The organism is Mesorhizobium sp. B2-4-19, assembly GCF_006441315.1.
Taxonomy (GTDB): domain Bacteria; phylum Pseudomonadota; class Alphaproteobacteria; order Rhizobiales; family Rhizobiaceae; genus Mesorhizobium.
Map to the genome: position 1 here is coordinate 89,669 of NZ_VFUV01000020.1, position 17,496 is coordinate 107,164.

Here is a 17,496-nt window from a genome sequence, read left to right on the forward strand (position 1 = left end):
TTCTAGAAGGGCAGCAACAGTTCCGTGGTGATTTGGCCGGTCGGCTTGCAGCCACGTTAAACAATTCGCTAAAGGGCCGTTTGCGTGACGTAACCGGCTTTGCGAATGGCAATGCCGGTTTTTTATTGTCCGCGGCCGGCCGGACGGACGCATCGGCGGCGATTTTTCGCCCGATATGATGCAGCAAGTGAGACGAGAATGGCCGCTCTGCGCGCAGGAAAGACCAACAACGAGGCCGACCAGCCGTCGAGCCCGGTGTTGCGCTTCGGGGCGGACAAGCCGCTAAAGCTCGACGCCGGTACGCTTCTGTCGCCGTTCCAGATCGCCTACCAGACCTACGGTACGCTGAACGATGCACGCTCCAATGCCATCCTCGTCTGCCATGCGCTGACCGGCGACCAGCATGTCGCCAGCACCAATCCGGTGACCGGCAAGCCGGGATGGTGGGAAGTGCTGATCGGCCCCGGCAGGATCATCGACACCAGCCGCTTCTTCGTCATCTGCTCCAACGTCATCGGCGGCTGCCTGGGCTCCACCGGGCCAGCTTCGACCAACCCCGCCACCGGCAAACCCTATGGGCTCGACCTGCCCGTCATCACCATCCGCGACATGGTGCGGGCGCAGCAGATGCTGATCGACCATTTCGGCATCGAGAAACTGTTCTGCGTGCTCGGCGGTTCGATGGGCGGCATGCAGGTGCTGGAATGGGCGTCGAGCTATCCCGAGCGCGTCTTTTCGGCGCTGCCGATCGCCACCGGCGCGCGCCATTCCTCGCAGAACATTGCCTTCCACGAGGTCGGCCGGCAGGCCGTCATGGCCGATCCGGACTGGCATGGCGGCAAATATTTCGAACACGGCAAGCGCCCGGAAAAAGGCCTGGCGGTGGCGCGCATGGCCGCCCACATCACCTATCTCTCCGAAGCCGCCCTGCACCGTAAGTTCGGCCGCAACCTGCAGGATCGCGAAGCGCTGACCTTCGGCTTCGACGCCGACTTCCAGATCGAAAGCTATCTGCGCCACCAGGGCATGACCTTCGTCGACCGCTTCGACGCCAATTCCTATCTCTACATGACGCGGTCCATGGATTATTTCGACCTCGCCGCCGACCATGGCGGCAGGCTGGCGGACGCCTTTGCCGGAACCAAGACCCGCTTTTGCCTGGTGTCGTTCACATCGGACTGGCTGTTTCCGACGGAAGAAAGCCGCTCCATCGTGCACGCGCTCAACGCCGCCGGCGCCTCGGTGTCCTTCGTCGAGATCGAGACCGATCGCGGCCACGATGCCTTCCTGCTCGACGAGCCGGAACTGTTCGCCGCCATCAATGGCTTCATCGGTTCCGCGGCGCGGGCGAGAGGGCTAAGCGCATGACCCCGGAAAGTTGTAGACTTTCAGGATCGGGATCATGCGCCGCAAAGGAGATGACATCATGAGTGTCAACGGCAGCCAGCGCGTCGACCTCGAGGTCGTCGCCAACCTCATCCCGCCGCAGTCCCGCGTGCTCGACGTCGGCTCGGGCGACGGCTCGCTGCTTGAATTGCTGCAGGACACCAAGCAGGTCGACGGCCGCGGACTGGAACTGTCGCAGCGCGGCGTCAACGAATGCGTGGCGCGCGGCCTCTCCGTCATCCAGGGCGATGCCGACAAGGACCTCGAATTCTATCCCGACAAGGGTTTTGACTTCGTCGTCCTGTCGCAGACCTTGCAGGCCACCCGCAACCCGAAGCTGGTGCTCGACGAGTTGCTCCGCATCGGCAACCGGGCGATCGTCTCCTTCCCCAATTTCGGCCATTGGCGGGTGCGTCTGTCGCTATTCGTCAAAGGCCGCATGCCGGTGACGCAGGACCTGCCCTATTCCTGGTACGACACCCCCAACATCCACTTCTGCACGATCCGCGACTTCGTCAACCTGTGCGACGAGCTTGGCGCGACGGTGGAAAAGGCGACCGCGCTCGACGCCGCCGGCCAGAAGATCGGCCTGTCCATGCCCTGGTGGTTCTGGAACTTCTTTGGCCAGCAGGCGGTGTTTCTGCTGAAACGGAGCTGACGTTACGGCGCGTATTCGACCAGCCTGTGGTTCTCGTCCGCAAGCTCCTCATCGATGATCGAAGCAATCGTTGCCCAATCGCCTCTCGCCAGACCCGCGCCAATCCTGGGATAGCCGATGCTCCGGCCGGCGAATCCAGCCTTGACCGCCTTCATGACACTGCGGATGGCGCCATAGTCAGCCTTCACGCCCTGGCCCTGCCAATGAAACTGGGTGTAGCCATTGATGACGTGGAAATTTCGATCTTCGCGCCGGATCTCGGCAACCGAGATAGTACCCAGCTTGGAGCGGTGGCCTTTCACGGTCGCGATATCCGCAGCGTAGGCCTCGGGAAACCGCTGCTTGATGGAAAGGGCAATGCCTTTGCCCATCTGGCATTGGCAATTGCAGCCATGCACGATCGCGTCGAACTCTCCGTCGAGCGCAAGTTGCAACAGATCGCCGCGAATCGTCCGCATGGGCAGCTCCATCAGCCAAGCACATCAGTAGCCTTGTGCGGATGCTCGACGCCGTCAACGATGATTACGTCTGAGTCCGAATTATCGGTGCGCAGTGAAAGGATCGCCTGATAAGCGGGCGAAGCATACCACTCGCGCGCATGCCGCCGGTCGGGAAATTCGATGATGATGAGGTTGCCCGGCCAGTCGTTCTCGATCACCTCCACATCGCCGCCATGGACCAGGAAACGGCCGCCGAAAGGCTCCAGCGTGGCATCGATCCTGTGCAGATACTCGACGATCTGCGGACCCATCGTGACTTGGCGCATATGGGCGATGGCGTAAGCGGTCATGACGTACCTCCCTTTGCATCGAGACCGACCAAGCGGCCTCGCAAGGGCAATCTGCCGGAGCGGCGATCGCAAAGCGATTATGCCTGAGGTAATGGAATCGGTGCCTTCGACGGCCGGCCGCAGGCGCTCTTGCGCAATTTCACCGGTCGAGTTCCGGAAAATACGGATCCGACAGGAACCGCCTGTCGCGTTCGCCTTGCAGGCAGTCGATCGGCGCGTCCGCGTCGACGGGGATGATCCTGGCCTTGTCCTGAATACCGCTCACTTCGAGGATCAGCTTGCGCCGGATGGCGGTGGAAAATTCGGCAGCCGAGTGGATGGGCAGCACGAACGAGCCGGGGCCACCGGTCACGCACTGCGCATAGTACTGGTCGAGATGCTTGAAGGTGGGCGATGGATTGATCACGATCGGCAGGCCGTTGATGACGATGCCTTTTGCGGTTGCCGCATCGCGCGTCGCGGTGACCGGCGGCCCGATATTGTTGGGGCCATCGCCCGATATATCGATGACGCTGCGCTCACCGGCGAAATTCGTCCTGCCGAACAGCCCTGTGCCGAAGGCAATTGCCGTGGAAATCGAGGTGCCGCGAAAACTCCGGAACGGGCGCGCCGCCACCCTGTCGGCAAAGCTGTTGGCGCTTTGCGCGCCATCGATGATCTGCCAGTCGATGACCGCGTCGTCGCGCACCGTGCCGGCCCATTCGAAATAGGCAATCGCGATGCGGCCGGTATTGCCGGACCGGACGGCCTGGATGAAGTCAGGATGGCGCAGCGCCTCGACATAGCCGGCGCGTTGCAGGGCGAATTCCTTCTCGTCCATCGACAGGGATATATCGACCGCCAACACCAATTCGACGTCGACAGCCAGCGCACCCGATGGCGAGGCAACGGGCGTCGGCTGGACACAGGCAAGACAGGCAAGCAGGCGCAGAGCATCAAGCATCGCCACCGCCAAGTTTTGTTTCTCGGGGAAATCTTCCTTCGCGATCGCGGCGAAATAAAGCTTGCTGCGAGAGTGCGGGAAACGGCCCTACTTCTTGCGGCGGACCGCGACCGGCGGCGGATCGATGGCGCCCGCCCTGACGTGGGCGGGCTTCAGTGCTGGCGCACCGGAATCCTTGACGATCGTCAGCCCGCGCGGAAAGAACTGAATATTGTGCTGGCCGCGCCCGATGTTGATGATCGTGGCGCCCTTCAGATGCTTTTCCAGCATGGCCAGCACCCGCCGCAGCGAGGGGCCGTCGAACGCATCCATGGCTTCGTCGATGATCACCCATTTCGGTTGCCGCAAGGCGAGCCTGGCCACGCCCAGCAAGCGCTGTTCGTCATCGCCCAATTCATGGTCCCAGCGCCCGACGCGGTCGAGCGAGGACGACAGCCGTTCCAGGCCAACCTCGGCCAGCACCGCCGCAATGTCGGCGTCACTCGCGGGCGCATGCCCGTTGGCGTGATTGAGCACTTCGCGCAACGTGCCGGCCGGCAAATACGGCACGCGTGGCACGAAGATGAGGGGTTCTCCGGCCGGCAGGCCGATTTTTCCGCTGCCCCAGGGCCACAGCCCGGCAATGGCGCGGAAGAACAGCGTCTTGCCGGCGCCGGGTTCGCCGGTGATCATCACGCGATCGCCGGCGCGGATCTCGACATGCTGCTCGGAGAGTTTTGTGCAGCCCTCCGGCGAGGCCACCTGGAGCTTCTCGAACGTCAGGCTGCCATTGGCGTTCTGATCGAAGGTGATGCGCCTTTCGGTGTCGTGCAGCACATCGGTTTCATCGAGCGCGATGCGGAAGTCGGCGACGCGCATCAGCGTGGCCCGCCAATCGGCGATGCTGCCGATATTGTTGATGAACCAGCGCAACGAGGAATGGACCTGGTTGAAGGCGCCGACCGCCATCATCAGTCCGCCAAAGCTGATGTCGCCCGAGAAATAGACGGGCGAGGCAACCAGGATCGGCGCCACGACGGTGATCCAGCCATAGGTATCGGTCACCCAGGACAGGTTGATCTGCGCGGTATAGATGCGCCGCATGGCGCCCAGCACCGTGCCGAGGTCGAGTTCGAGCCGCTGCTTGGCGTCGGCCTCGCCATGGTACAGCGCGATGGCATCGACATTCTCGTTGACGCGCACCATCGAGGAGCGCAGCTCCGCCTCTCGTGTGTAGCGATCGCTGTTCAGCTTGATGAGCGGCCGGCCGACCAGCCAGCTCAGCCAGGAGGCGGTGCCGGCATAGAGGAACGCCGCCCAGACCATGTAGCCCGGTATGGCCAGCGACCAGCCATTGATGTGGAAAACGAAACCCGAAGACAGTTCCCACAGCACGCCGACGAAGGACACGAGCAGGATGAGCGACTGCAGGAGCCCGACGCCGAGATCGGTCGACAGGTCGGACAGATGCGCCGCATCCTGCTGCATGCGCTGGTCGGGATTGACGCCGATGGCGCCGGCATTGGCCAGCCGGAAGGCGCGTGCCGGCCGCATCCACTGGTCGATCAGGTCGAGCGTCAGCGCCTCGCGCAGCTTCAGCCGGATCATCTGGTTGAGCCAGGTCTGGCCGATATTGAGCACCAGCAGCCCGCCGGCGATCATCGCAAAGACAAGGAGCTGGTGCACGAAGGCCGCCATGTCGCGGCGTGCCAGCGCATCGTAGAAGGGCTGGTTCCAGCGGTTGAGCAGGACCTGGCCGATCGAGGTCGCGATGATGACGGCCATGATGCCGACCGACGTCCACAGCAGCCATTTGCGAACCGGCGACACCACCAGCGCCCGCCTGATCGTCGCAACCTGATCACGCAGGCTGCTGGCCTCGACCGCGACCGGCTGAACGGTGGCCTGATTGTCAAGTTGATCAGCCATGTCAAAGGTCCTTGCGTTCAGGTGCGATGCTGAAACCGGATGATGACGGCATCCGCATATCAGGCAGGTTGCGGGTTCACCACGACAGATAGGTCGAGGAGGGACGCGCCGCGCGCGTTTCTAGCACGATCACGAAGGTTTCACCTGGCGAGACGGCATGGCCGCGCCTGTCGCCTCGGCCCGGCGGCCGAGCCGCGTGGCGCCGTGTGGCGACAGCACCGGCACGAAGACGCGGCGCGAGGCGCGCTGGGCGACCGGCACGCCCTGATAGAGCCGCTTCTGCGCCTCGACGACGATGACGCCGGAAAAGATCGGCCACAGCCGCCGGCCGGCGCGCTCCAGCACATTGTGGAAGCGCATCATGAAGCGCCGCCGCGATGGCGGGAAGAACAGCGCATCCGACCAGGCGGCAGGCGTGAAATTCGCCTCCCGCAGCAGTTCCGTCAGCTGCCCGCGCGAGAACGGCCGGCCATTGCCGAACGGTGTGTGCTCGAAGCGTGCCCAGACGCCGCGCCGGTTGGGCACGACGATGACGACGCGCCCCGCGGGCGACAGCACCCGCCAGATCTCGTTCAGCGTCTCGCGCGGATTTTCGACATGTTCGAGCGAATGGACGAGCAGCATGCGGTCGATGCAGGAATCGACCAGCGGCAGTTCCTCGTCGAAGACCAAAGCGGTCGCCGTCGGCCCGGTTGCCGGCCAGACCACGGCGCCCTGCGTCGCCGGCATGAAGGCAAAGACCCGCTCTGCATCGGAGCCGAAACGCTCCAGCCAGGGCAAGGTATAGCCAAGCCCGACCAGCCGTTCATTGGGGACAGCCGCCCATATCGACGACAGCGCCATGGTGATCGAACGCTCGGCGAACCGGCCAAGCGTTGTCGAATAGAAGGAGCGAAGGTCGACGATGTCGGAATGCATGTCACGGATGTAGCCGTGATATCAGCCGGTTTCAACAAAGGGCGCTGAGGGCGGCCGACACATTGCGATGACATTCGTCATCCCCGGGAATGGATATTCGTCATCCCGCAGATGACATACGCCCTCCGGCGCCCTATGTCTGCGGCGACAAAAGGAGAGACGCGATGGCGGTCGAAATCGAACAATTCATGTGCCGCACGGACAATTTCGGCGTGCTGGTGCATGACCCCGAAAGCGGGCAGACGGCGATCATCGACGCGCCCGAGGAAGCGCCGATCCTGGCCGCGATCAAGCGCACCGGCTGGACGCCGACGATGATCCTGACCACGCATCATCATATGGACCACGTCGAGGCCAATCTGGCGCTGAAGGAGCGCTTCAAGCTGCGCATCGTCGGCCCGGAGGCGGAAAAGGCCAAGATCCCCGGCATCGACGAAACCGTCGAGGAGGGCTCCGTCCTTCATCTCGGCGACGAGCGCATCGAGGTGATCGCCACACCCGGCCATACCGCCGGGCATGTCTCCTATTATCTGCCGGCATCGCAGGTGGCGTTCACCGCCGACACGCTGTTTGCGCTGGGCTGTGGGCGGCTGTTCGAATGCAGGCCGCCGGTGATGTATGAATCGCTGCGGAAACTCGCAGCCCTTCCCGCCGCGACGACAATCTATTGCGGCCATGAATACACGCTTGCCAACGCCCGTTTCGCGCTGACCGTCGACCCGACCAATTCGGCCTTGAAGGAGCGCGCCGCCAGGATCGAGGCACTGCGGGTCGACAACAAGCCGACGCTGCCGACGACGATCGGCGAGGAACTGTCGACCAATCCCTTCCTGCGCTGGCACGATCCGGCGATCCGCAAGCATCTCGGCATGGAAAAGGCCGGGGATGCCGAGGTGTTCGCCGAGATCCGCAAGCGCAAGGACAATTTCTGAGCACCTCCGACCGATGACCAGCGCAGCAGAAATCATCGCGACACTTGGACTGAAGCCGCATCCGGAAGGCGGCTGGTACGCGGAAACCTTTCGTGACGAGGCCGGCGGAGCGCGCGGCCATTCGACCGCCATCTATTTCCTGCTGGAACAGCACCAGCTTTCGGCCTGGCATCGGGTCAAGGACGCAGCCGAGGTCTGGCATTTCCATGCCGGCGCGCCGCTGGCGCTGTCGATGTGGCAAGAAGGCGGTGCCGTCATTGAGCAGGTGCTCGGCATCGGCCTCGCGGCCGGCGAACGGCCGCAGATCGTCGTGCCGGCGGGCTGGTGGCAATCGGCGCGCAGCCTGGGGGAATGGACGCTGGTCGGCTGTACGGTCGCGCCGGGCTTTGATTTCGCCGCCTTCGAACTGGCCGAGCCGGGTTGGACTCCTAACCCAGCAGGAACCCCAGCGTAATCCCAAGCTGGGCTGCGTAGTACAGCACCCAGACGGCCAAACGCATCCAGGCGCGATGCGGCGAGATGGCCGCTACCAGAAATTTCTCGGTGGCCAGCAGACCGTCCGATGCCATGAACAGCACCGCGCCGCCGATGACCCAGGCGCTGTTGGTGGTCAGCGCCGCCATGCCCATCGCCAGGATCGCCACGACATAGATGGCGATCGGCACGCGCAGGCCGGGGCCGACACGGCGCCAGAGCGCCGCCAGCATGACGATGACGAACACCGCCAGTGCCAGCGCGACCGCCCCGCGCCAGGGCTCGGCCCCAAGCAGTCCCAACCCGCCGCCGCTGCGCAGGAACAGCGCGATGTAGACGATGTGGGCGACAAGGAAGCTGGCGAGCCCACCGAGAAACGCCTTTTCGCCGTCGCGCGACAGGAACGCGTCGCCCACCGCGCTGAGCGCAAGGGCCGCGACCAGCAGCAGCGGGCCGCCTTGCAGCGCCGAAAGCACGGCTAGCATCGCGACCGCGAGCGTCTTGGCAGCGGAGCGGGCGAGGCCCGGCGACATGCCCAGCGTGAAGGCATAGATCACCGCCGCCACCAGCGAGAAGCTCAGCGTCGCATTGGCATTGGCGTCGATGCCGCCGGCAAACGGCATCGTCATGCCGCGGCTTCGCTTTCGGATGCCTTGGCTTCGCTCTCGGCTTGGGCCGGCTTACGCAGGAACAGCGACTTCGCCGCCAGGGCGGCGCCACCGGTGATGAGCACGCAGGCGGCGAGGATGCGCAGCGACGGCTCGGCAACGCCGGCCGCAATCAGCACTAGCGTCGAGAGCAACGGCGCCGCGTAGCTTGCCGCGCCCAGCACCTGGATGTTGCCGCGCTTGACGCCGATGTCCCAGGCATAGAAGGCCGCACCCACCGGCATCAGGCCAAGCCCGAGCACAGCCACCCACTGACCTGTGCCATTTGGCAGAACGGTTTGTTCCAGCGCCAGATGGCAGACGAGCGACAGCACGGCGGTCGCCGCGCAGAACCAGGTGACGATGCTGGTCGGCACCGAGGGAAAGCGCCGTGACAAAAGCGAATAGGACGACCAGAGCAGGGCGCAGACGGCCGCCATGGCGTAACCGAAGGCGTAGCGCGCATCGAAGGCCAGCCCGCCGCCCTTGGTGACGATCAGCACCGTGCCGGCCAGGCCGAGCAACGCGCCGACGACATGGTTCCACGCCAGTTTTTCGCCCGGCATAAGCGCGGAGCCGAGCACGATCAGCAGCGGCCACAGATAGGCGATCAGGCTCGCCTCCACCGCCGGCGCGTTGCGCAGCGCGGTGAAATAGAAAAAGTGGTAGCCGAACAGGCCGGCAATACCGATCAGCCAGACCTGCGGCGGTATTTTCTGGCTCTTCTCGGCGGCCGGCATGAACAACCGCGCGACAAGGCCGACGCCGGTGCCGATCGAGAAGGTGAGCGCCGACAAAAGGAACGGCGGTACCTTGCCGGACGCATCGGTGAGCAGCGCCAGAAGCGCCCACATGGCGACCGCTGAAAAACCGATCAGTGTTGCACGCCCCATTCCTGCCCCCGACAGCGCACCGAGGCGCCCACCACAATCTCTGGAAACCGCGTGGCGGTGGTCGTCCCGAAATTGCGTAAGATTACTCGACTGCTTCGAACCGTCTCGCGCTTATGGTCAGCGGACCGATCTGGGTCCCCACCGTAGCGTGGATCGGCGCATATACGCCGGTTTGGCCAAGCGGTGCAAACGTCACCATCATCCGGCTTTTGTTCCTGAGATAGTTCAGCGCCTTGCGGCCCTTGCGATAGCCGGCCACCGGCTCGAAACCCATCCGGCAGGTGACGGTGTCGCCCTTGTAGCCCGGCACCGAGATGGTGCCTTTCGAATCATAGGTCAGCGTCAGGTCGGCGCGCATCTCGCCATCATAGAACTTGACCGTGCGGCCGCAGACCTGGTCGAGGCTGTCGGCGTGGATGACGGTGGCGGCCATCGGATCGAGTACCGATGCCAGGTCGCCGGCGCCGATCGGCACCCAGTCGTTGGGGTCGCGCTTGCCGGGCGCCGGGACGACCTGCGTCGAGGTGACGGCGCCGTTGGCGAAGCGAATGTCGATCGCCGACGCCTTCTTGCCGGAGGTATAATCGGCACGGAACGCCTGGGGCACCATTTTCTTGCCTGAAATCGTGCCCTTGGACGAGATCGTGCCGCGCGTGTCGTCGAATAATTTGGCGAGGCCCGCAGCGGTCACGCTACCTTCGATCGCGTAGGCGCCGTTCTCGTAATGGCTGGAGAAGGTCGATCTCGCGATCGAGAGACCAAGGAATGACACCGTGTACTCACCCTTGAAGGACTGCGGCGAGGCAGCCGACGCGGCGGACGGCAAGGCGACGGCAAGCACGGCAAAAAACGCGTGAGACAAACGAAGCATGGCGGGATCGGATCCTTGATTTTCGGCCGGAGGCGGGCGACTCCGGTCTGGCGTGTCCCTATGAGACCGCTTATAGGATGAAATCCGGCCTTAATATGAAATGCCGGGCGCTTCCGTGGCGAAGCCGGAGCTTGACGCCCCGGTGAAATGCAACTATGGAACGCCAACTTTTTCCATAAGGCCGCCTGACCAGAACCGCGCGCCACCCGGCGTGGGCACAAGGTTTGGCAGGTCCCGAGAGAATTGAAGGTTAGAATTATGTCCCGCACCTGCGAACTCACTGCCAAGGCAGTCCAGACCGGCAACAATGTGAGCCACGCCAACAACAAGACCAAGCGTCGCTTCCTGCCGAATCTCGTCAATGTGACGCTGATCTCGGAAGCGCTGAACCAGAATGTGCGCCTGCGCATTTCGGCCAACGCGCTGCGTTCGGTCGAACATCGCGGCGGCCTCGACGCCTTCCTGGCCAAGGCCGACGTCAAGGAGCTGTCGCAGCGCGCGCGCCTGCTGAAGAAGCAGATCGCCAAGAAGCTGGCCGAACAGGTCGCTGCCTGACATCGGACAAAGGCGGGGGACCGCCCGGGCCAACTTGTTGGCCTTGAGCATCGGATGGATCCGCAAGGTTCGACAATCCGGTGCTCGACTACGAAGCGAGCACGGCCCGATGGGCATGATGCTCCTCTGGTTCCATTACCCAGGATAAAAAAATGACTTCCTTCTCGCGATATCTGCCCTTCGTGGCCGCCATGGCGGTTGTCGTCGTGGCATCGAACATCCTCGTGCAGTTCCCGATGCAGGGCCAGGTCGGCGGCCTGTCGCTGGCCGATCTGCTGACCTGGGGGGCTTTCACCTATCCCTTCTCCTTCCTGGTCACCGACCTCGCCAACCGCCGCTATGGCCCCGCCGTGGCGCGCCGCATCGTCTTTGTCGGCTTCATGACGGCTGTGGTCTGCTCGATCCTTGTCCCGCCCTTCCTGTTCCGCCATGGCCTGATCGAATTCGAGACCGCGGCCGACCGGCTGGTGCGCATCGCAGCCGCTTCAGGCGCGGCATTCTTGTCCGCGCAGCTGCTCGACGTCACCGTGTTCAACCGGCTGCGCCGGCAGAGCTGGTGGCGCGCGCCGATCGTCGGCACGCTGGTCGGGTCGGTCTTCGACACCATGGTGTTCTTCACCGTCGCTTTCTCGGCCGCTTTCGCTTTTGCGGGCCCCAACGACAGTTTCGCGCTCGAGACAGCGCCGCTGATGGGCGTCTTCCATGTCGAAGCCATGCGCTGGGTTTCCTGGGCGCTGGGCGATCTCTCGGTGAAGCTGATCATCGCGGTGGTCGCGCTCATCCCCTACCGGCTGCTCGCCGCTCGATGGAGCCAGCCGGCGCTGGCCGTTTAAACCATGATCCCCTGGGTTCACCTCGATTCGGCAAAGACCGGGGATGGTGTCCAGGAACTTCGCCTCAAGCGTCGCGGCAGCGAATTCTCGATCATGCTCGGCACCAACGAGCTGATGAACAGCCGCCTCAGCGGCTCCGAGCAAGCGCTGGCGAAACTGTCTTGCCAAAGGATTGCTGGCCATCGCCAGCCGAGGATCCTGATCGGCGGCCTCGGCATGGGTTTTACATTGCGCGCCGCTCTGGCCGAACTCGGCAAGGATGCCGGCATCGTTGTCGCGGAACTGGTGCCGGCGGTCGTCGCCTGGGCACGCGGCCCGATGGCGGAGGTGTTTGGCGGCTGTCTCGACGACCCCCGCGTCGCCATCCAGGAGACCGATGTCGGGCAATTGATCCGATCCGGGTCCGCGGTCTGGGACGCCATCCTGCTCGACGTCGACAACGGCCCCGAAGGCATCGTCCATAAGGGCAACGACGCGCTCTACAGCCTCGCAGGCCTCGGCGCCGCACGCACCGCCCTCAAGCCGGGCGGCGTGCTGGCGGTGTGGTCGCAAGGACCGGACAGCGGCTTCACGCGACGGCTGAAGCAGGCAGGCTTTGCCGTGGAGGAGGTCAACACGCGCGCCAACGGCAAGCGCGGCGCGCGCCACGTCATCTGGATCGCCACCAACGGCTCCTGACCGAAGCCGTCGTCAGGTCGTGTCAGGCTTTTGACCTCTGAAGCTCCGCGGCAAGCGCCTCCAGCAGTCCGCGCGTCCCTTCCTCCCGCCCCTTGGCGGAATCGACACCATCAAAGAAGGCGCCCTGCTCGGTATAGGTCAGCCTCGTGCCCTCACCCGAAGGTGTCAGCTCAACCGTGGTCAGCGATGCCGACATCGGATGCGGCCCTATTGCCATTCGGTAGGAAAAAACGATGCGCTGATCCGGAACGATGTCCTGGAACTGCGCGTCGAGCCTGACCTCCGGGCCGCCGCCATAGCTGAAGCGCGACACCTCGCCGCCGCCGATACGGAAATCGAAGCTGAATTCGGCGATGGTGAAACCATCCCCTTCCACCCGCCAGCGCCGCACCGTGGCCTTGTCGGCGAAGGCGTGGAAGACACGTTCGGGGGATTGCGGATAGGTGCGCTCGATGGTGAAGGTGGAATGGATGACGGACTGCTCGTCTTTGACGGGGGCTATCTGGTTCATGTCTGGTCGCCCTTTTCCTGAATTTTCGGGGATGATGGGTCTGACTCGGCCAGGATTTGGCCAAGCCGGTCGAGATGGCGTTCCGCCGGTAAGCGGCGTTCGGTGATCCAGTCGGCGAGCGGAGCGAGCCCGCCCGGTTCGATCCGGCAGGTTCGCACCCGCCCGATCTTTTCGCTGCGGATAAGCCCGCAGGCCTCCAGCGTCTGCAGATGCTGCAGCACGGCGGCGAAGGTCATGCCGAAGGGCTCCGCCAGCTGGCTGACGGTGGCCGGTCCGCGGCTCAACCGTTCCAGGATCTGGCGACGGGTTGGCTCGACAAGGGCCCGAACGATGCTGTCGATCCCGGAATAGTTAAGCATGGACTTGAGTATTGCGGCGAGAGCCTCAATTGTCAAGTCTGGACTAAAGTATTTTAACGAGCGAATATCGAGTGACGGGCAGTCGACCCCCACTCCGTCGCTGCTTCGCAGCGACGGAGTGGGGAAGGCGCCTGACCGGATCGAACCTGTCCAAATCGAACCCGCCGTTGAAAACTCTTCAGCTTGGCAGTTGGACCGCTTCTCAGTCCTGGTGCAGGACGAATTCCAGGTAGAGGTTGCGCTGCAGGATCGAGTGGTTGTCGTCGGAGATCAGCGACACCATCACCGCGCCGTCATCGCGCGTCCAGACGTCGAGACCTTCCATATTGTCGATCTGGTAGCCCATGTCGGCGTCCAGCAGCACGGGTCCGTCGGCGACGGCGCCCTTCTCGACACTCTCGCCATGGATGCGCCGCAGCCGCATCTTGAGCCCGCCCGCCATGGTGAAACTGCGCTCCAGCAGCAAGAGGTCGCCGTCCGGCAGGAAGGCGCCGTCGGTGATGTCGAAATCGCCGTTGCGCCTGACGGTGAAGACGCCCATGTGCGGCCCTTCGATGATGGCGGCGTAGATGTTGCCTGATTTGTCGAGGCTTTTCTCCGACACCACGACCAGACCGCCCTGATGCTCGCCGTTGGCATTGGCATGGGTGACGGTCTCGAAGCCGCGATTCTGGCGCAGCTCGCGCGCCGGCACCAGGAAATCCAGCTGCCGGTACGGCGCCTTCATATCAGTCGGATCGATCTTGAACTGGGTGACGCGGTGGTTGCGCTCGAAGCCGACGGTGGCGACGCCATCCTTGACCGCGAGGCCTTCGGCGTCGACTTCCCATTTCTCGTCGATCGGCTGGCCGCCCTGGTCGACCATCTGCTGCATGCGGAAGTTCTGGATGCCCACGGGCCGCCTGTCGGCGTCGCGGGCCACGGTGCCGAAGAACCAGTAGCCGGTATCGGCCACGCCGATGAAATCGCTGCCCGCTTTCAAAAAGCGGAAGGCCGACAGCGCGCCGAAATCGCGCGATTTCGAGGTCATTTCCAGCCCGCCGACGAATTCGAGCGAGCCGAACTGCTTGTCGGTCCGGCCAATGCGGAACTCGGTGATCGGGCGGGACGAAACCTCGATGGGATCAACCGGCGCCGAGCCGGCCGGACGGGCTGGCGCGGACGCCAAGCCGGCGAACAGGGCGATGGCGGCGAAGAGCGTTTGCCGAAACCCGCCGCGCGAAAGGATCATCCGGCGCGCCGCATGCCGCCGCGCCGCGTGTCGCGCGCGCTTTCCTCGGCGAACAGCGAGGCCAGTTGCTCGGTCATGGCACCGGCCAATTCCTCGGCATCGACGATGGTGACGGCGCGGCGATAATAGCGCGTGACGTCATGGCCGATGCCGATGGCCAGCAGTTCCACCGGCGAGCGCGTCTCGATCAGCTCGATGACGGCGCGCAAATGGCGTTCGAGATAATTGCCGGGATTCACCGAAAGCGTCGAATCGTCGACCGGCGCGCCGTCCGAGATCATCATCAGGATCTTGCGCTGTTCGGGCCGGGCGATCAGGCGATTGTGCGCCCACAGCAGCGCCTCGCCGTCGATGTTTTCCTTGAGCAGGCCTTCGCGCATCATCAGGCCGAGATTGCGCCGTGCCCGCCGCCACGGATGGTCGGCCGACTTGTAGATGATGTGGCGCAGATCGTTGAGGCGGCCGGGGTTCGGCGGCTTGCCGTCCTTCAGCCACTTCTCGCGCGCCTGTCCGCCCTTCCACGCCCGCGTGGTGAAGCCGAGGATCTCGACCGAGACGCCGCAGCGTTCCAGCGTGCGGGCAAGAATATCGGCGCAGGTGGCGGCGACCGTGATCGGCCGGCCGCGCATCGAGCCCGAATTGTCGAGCACAAGCGTCACCACCGTGTCGCGGAACTTGGTGTCTCGTTCCTGCTTGAAGGACAGCGGCTGCATCGGGTCGATGACGACGCGCACCAGCCGCGCCGGGTCGAGATAGCCCTCTTCCAGGTCGAAATCCCAGGACCGGTTCTGCTGTGCCATCAGCCGGCGTTGCAGCCGGTTGGCCAGCCGCCCGACGACACCCGACAGATTGGCAAGCTGCTTGTCGAGGAAAGCGCGCAGCCGGTCGAGCTCTTCCTCTTCGCAAAGCTCTTCGGCGCCGACCGTCTCGTCGAAAGCGGTGGTGTAGACCTTGTAGTCGATTTCCTTCGGCAGATTGGTGAAGGGGTTGTCGTTGCGGCGCGCCTCGCCGGGCGTTTCGGCGTCGGCATCGTCGTCGTCGGACAGATCGTCGGCGGTGGCGTCGGAGGCTTCCGTCTCGGACGACTGCTCGTCATCGGCCGAAGCCTCGGCGTCCTCGGACTGCGACTGCTCGGAGCCGGAATCGTCTTCCCCGCCCTCCTCGCTCTGCTCGTCGCCTTGCGGCTGGTTGTCGTCATTGTCCTCGGATTCTTCTGTCTCCTGGTCGTCGCCGAGTTCCTCGGCCATCTCCATGGAGGCGAGCATCTCGCGCACGACGCGGGCGAAGGCCTGCTGGTCGTCGAGCTTGGCCGACAGGCCGTCGAGGTCGGCCTTGGCCTTTTCCTCGACCCAGGGGCGCCAGAGCTCGACCAGCCGCTCGCCGCTTTTCGGGACCGCCCGGCCGGTCAGCTTCTCGCGCACCATGAGCGCCAGCGCTTCCTCGATCGGAGCATCGGCCTTGTCCTTGACGTCGACAAGATTGGCCTTGGCGTATTTGTCCTCCAGCATCGAGCCGATATTGTCGGCGACGCCCTGCATGGCGCGGCTGCCGATCGCCTCGACACGGGCCTGCTCGACCGCGTCATAGATGGCGCGCGCCGCCTTGCCTTCCGGCGCCAGCTTGGTGTGGATGCGCGCGTCATGGCAGGCGCGCTTCAGCGCCATGGAATCGCCGAGGCCGCGGGTAATCGCGATATCGGTCTTCGAGGCCTTCTTCGGAAGTTCCGGCAGTCGGGCACGGCTGCCGGCAAGAGCGGGCCTGTCCTTGGCGAACCCGACTTCCATGTCCTTGTCGCCGGCAATGGCGCGCATGCAGACGGTGACGGCGCGCTTGAAGCTGTCGGCTTCAGACCCCGTCTTCGACTTGTTGCGCGTATTGTCGCCCGGACCCGCCATCGAGGCTCTGCTTAGCCCAGCACCACGTTGGCGGCGCTCTCGGGCAGATCCTCGCCAAAGGCGCGCTGGTAGAATTCGGCCACCACCGAACGCTCCAGCTCGTCGCACTTGTTGAGGAAGGTCAGCCGGAACGCCATGCCGATATTGCCGAAAATCTCGGCGTTCTCGGCCCAGGTGATGACCGTACGCGGGCTCATCACGGTCGACAGATCGCCGTTGATGAAGGCCGAGCGCGTCATGTCGGCGACGCGCACCATCTTGTTGACGATGTCCTTGCCCTTGTTGTCGCGATAGTGCTTGGCCTTGGCCAGCACGATGTTCACTTCATTGTCGTGCGGCAGGTAGTTCAGCGTGGTGACGATCGACCAGCGGTCCATCTGCGCCTGGTTGATCTGCTGCGTGCCGTGATAGAGGCCGGTCGTGTCGCCGAGGCCGACCGTGTTGGCGGTCGAGAACAGCCGGAAGGCCGGATGCGGACGGATGACCCGGCTCTGGTCGAGCAGCGTCAGCCGGCCCGACGATTCCAGCACGCGCTGGATGACGAACATCACGTCCGGACGGCCGGCATCGTATTCGTCGAAGCAGAGCGCGACATTGTGCTGGTAGGCCCAGGGCAGGATGCCGTCGCGGAATTCGGTGATCTGCAAGCCGTCCTTAACGACGATCGCATCCTTGCCGACGAGGTCGATACGGCTGACATGGCTGTCGAGGTTGACGCGCACGCAGGGCCAGTTGAGGCGGGCGGCGACCTGTTCGATATGGGTCGACTTGCCGGTGCCGTGATAGCCCGACACCATGACGCGGCGGTTGTAGGCAAAGCCGGCCAGGATCGCCAGCGTCGTTGCCTTGTCGAACAGATAGTCCGGATCGACGTCAGGCACATGTTCTGATGTCACCGAATAGGCCGGCACCACCATCTTGGAGTCGAAGCCGAATTTGTCCTTCACCGACACCGTCGTGTCGGGCAGGTTGGCGATGTCGCGATCGACCTTGTTCATATCTCTCAACGTCTCC

Annotated in this window: 20 protein-coding genes and 1 riboswitch; of the genes, 7 read left to right on the forward strand and 13 right to left on the reverse strand. The window is 64.1% G+C overall.

Annotation, left to right across the window (positions count from 1 at the left end; translation table 11 throughout):
• Window positions 1–14: 14 nt before the first annotated feature.
• Window positions 15–92, forward strand: a riboswitch (SAM riboswitch).
• A 106-nt stretch (window positions 93–198) separates the two neighbouring features.
• Window positions 199–1,368 carry a homoserine O-acetyltransferase gene (locus tag FJ546_RS26580; protein WP_095787893.1) on the forward strand — a complete coding sequence of 390 codons (1,170 nt, stop codon included), beginning with the start codon at window positions 199–201 and terminating at the stop codon, window positions 1,366–1,368.
• 58 nt (window positions 1,369–1,426) lie between these two features.
• A complete protein-coding gene (gene metW, locus FJ546_RS26585) occupies window positions 1,427–2,044 on the forward strand; it encodes a methionine biosynthesis protein MetW (protein WP_095788041.1) in 618 nt (205 codons plus the stop codon).
• 2 nt (window positions 2,045–2,046) lie between these two features.
• Here the strand turns inward: metW and FJ546_RS26590 are convergent, their stop codons facing one another.
• From FJ546_RS26590 to FJ546_RS26610, 5 genes are all read right to left on the reverse strand, one after another.
• Window positions 2,047–2,502 (reverse strand): macro domain-containing protein, encoded by a 456-nt coding sequence (locus tag FJ546_RS26590; protein ID WP_181168098.1) that lies wholly within the window; start codon window positions 2,500–2,502, stop codon window positions 2,047–2,049.
• 11 nt (window positions 2,503–2,513) lie between these two features.
• Complete coding sequence (locus tag FJ546_RS26595; protein ID WP_140892025.1) at window positions 2,514–2,834, reverse strand: DUF1330 domain-containing protein; 321 nt, start codon at window positions 2,832–2,834, stop codon at window positions 2,514–2,516.
• 139 nt (window positions 2,835–2,973) lie between these two features.
• Window positions 2,974–3,777 carry a DUF1194 domain-containing protein gene (locus FJ546_RS26600; protein ID WP_140892026.1) on the reverse strand — a complete coding sequence of 268 codons (804 nt, stop codon included), beginning with the start codon at window positions 3,775–3,777 and terminating at the stop codon, window positions 2,974–2,976.
• An 87-nt stretch (window positions 3,778–3,864) separates the two neighbouring features.
• Window positions 3,865–5,685, reverse strand: coding sequence for an ABC transporter ATP-binding protein/permease (locus FJ546_RS26605; protein WP_140892027.1), 1,821 nt, complete (start codon window positions 5,683–5,685; stop codon window positions 3,865–3,867).
• A 129-nt stretch (window positions 5,686–5,814) separates the two neighbouring features.
• Window positions 5,815–6,603, reverse strand: coding sequence for a methyltransferase domain-containing protein (locus FJ546_RS26610; protein WP_140892028.1), 789 nt, complete (start codon window positions 6,601–6,603; stop codon window positions 5,815–5,817).
• Window positions 6,604–6,767: 164 nt separating this feature from the next.
• Between FJ546_RS26610 and gloB the strand changes: the two genes are divergently transcribed.
• Both gloB and FJ546_RS26620 read left to right on the forward strand, forming a co-directional pair.
• Entirely contained in the window at window positions 6,768–7,535 is a 768-nt protein-coding gene (gloB, locus tag FJ546_RS26615; protein WP_140892029.1) for a hydroxyacylglutathione hydrolase, read from the forward strand.
• Between the two features lie 13 nt (window positions 7,536–7,548).
• Window positions 7,549–7,989 carry a cupin domain-containing protein gene (locus tag FJ546_RS26620; RefSeq protein WP_140892030.1) on the forward strand — a complete coding sequence of 147 codons (441 nt, stop codon included), beginning with the start codon at window positions 7,549–7,551 and terminating at the stop codon, window positions 7,987–7,989.
• Here the strand turns inward: FJ546_RS26620 and FJ546_RS26625 are convergent.
• From FJ546_RS26625 to FJ546_RS26635, 3 genes are all read right to left on the reverse strand, one after another.
• Complete coding sequence (locus FJ546_RS26625; RefSeq protein ID WP_140892031.1) at window positions 7,964–8,638, reverse strand: lysoplasmalogenase family protein; 675 nt, start codon at window positions 8,636–8,638, stop codon at window positions 7,964–7,966. The two genes, FJ546_RS26620 and FJ546_RS26625, sit on opposite strands and share 26 nt — an antisense overlap.
• Window positions 8,635–9,549, reverse strand: coding sequence for an EamA family transporter (locus FJ546_RS26630; protein WP_140892032.1), 915 nt, complete (start codon window positions 9,547–9,549; stop codon window positions 8,635–8,637). The genes FJ546_RS26625 and FJ546_RS26630 overlap by 4 nt, the downstream gene beginning before the upstream one ends.
• Window positions 9,550–9,631: 82 nt before the next feature.
• Window positions 9,632–10,420 carry a DUF3108 domain-containing protein gene (locus FJ546_RS26635; RefSeq protein WP_140892033.1) on the reverse strand — a complete coding sequence of 263 codons (789 nt, stop codon included), beginning with the start codon at window positions 10,418–10,420 and terminating at the stop codon, window positions 9,632–9,634.
• 258 nt (window positions 10,421–10,678) lie between these two features.
• Between FJ546_RS26635 and rpmB the strand changes: the two genes are divergently transcribed.
• From rpmB to FJ546_RS26650, 3 genes are all read left to right on the forward strand, one after another.
• On the forward strand, window positions 10,679–10,975 hold the full coding sequence (rpmB, locus tag FJ546_RS26640) for a 50S ribosomal protein L28 (protein ID WP_010911765.1): 297 nt from the start codon (window positions 10,679–10,681) through the stop codon (window positions 10,973–10,975).
• 152 nt (window positions 10,976–11,127) lie between these two features.
• On the forward strand, window positions 11,128–11,808 hold the full coding sequence (locus tag FJ546_RS26645; protein WP_140892034.1) for a queuosine precursor transporter: 681 nt from the start codon (window positions 11,128–11,130) through the stop codon (window positions 11,806–11,808).
• A gap of 3 nt (window positions 11,809–11,811) precedes the next feature.
• Complete coding sequence (locus FJ546_RS26650) at window positions 11,812–12,486, forward strand: spermidine synthase (RefSeq protein WP_140892035.1); 675 nt, start codon at window positions 11,812–11,814, stop codon at window positions 12,484–12,486.
• Between the two features lie 22 nt (window positions 12,487–12,508).
• Here FJ546_RS26650 and FJ546_RS26655 read toward each other — a convergent pair whose 3' ends face one another.
• The 5 genes from FJ546_RS26655 to cobS form a co-directional block, all read right to left on the reverse strand.
• Complete coding sequence (locus FJ546_RS26655; protein WP_140892036.1) at window positions 12,509–12,997, reverse strand: SRPBCC family protein; 489 nt, start codon at window positions 12,995–12,997, stop codon at window positions 12,509–12,511.
• Window positions 12,994–13,356, reverse strand: a complete 363-nt coding sequence (locus FJ546_RS26660) for a metalloregulator ArsR/SmtB family transcription factor (RefSeq protein ID WP_140892061.1) — start codon at window positions 13,354–13,356, stop codon at window positions 12,994–12,996. The genes FJ546_RS26655 and FJ546_RS26660 overlap by 4 nt, the downstream gene beginning before the upstream one ends.
• Before the next feature lie 202 nt (window positions 13,357–13,558).
• A complete protein-coding gene (locus FJ546_RS26665) occupies window positions 13,559–14,587 on the reverse strand; it encodes an esterase-like activity of phytase family protein (RefSeq protein WP_140892037.1) in 1,029 nt (342 codons plus the stop codon).
• A complete protein-coding gene (cobT, locus tag FJ546_RS26670) occupies window positions 14,584–16,482 on the reverse strand; it encodes a cobaltochelatase subunit CobT (protein WP_140892038.1) in 1,899 nt (632 codons plus the stop codon). Before cobT ends, FJ546_RS26665 begins: the two co-directional genes overlap by 4 nt.
• Window positions 16,483–16,493: 11 nt before the next feature.
• Window positions 16,494–17,480 carry a cobaltochelatase subunit CobS gene (gene cobS, locus FJ546_RS26675; RefSeq protein WP_027047444.1) on the reverse strand — a complete coding sequence of 329 codons (987 nt, stop codon included), beginning with the start codon at window positions 17,478–17,480 and terminating at the stop codon, window positions 16,494–16,496.
• Window positions 17,481–17,496: the final 16 nt, after the last annotated feature.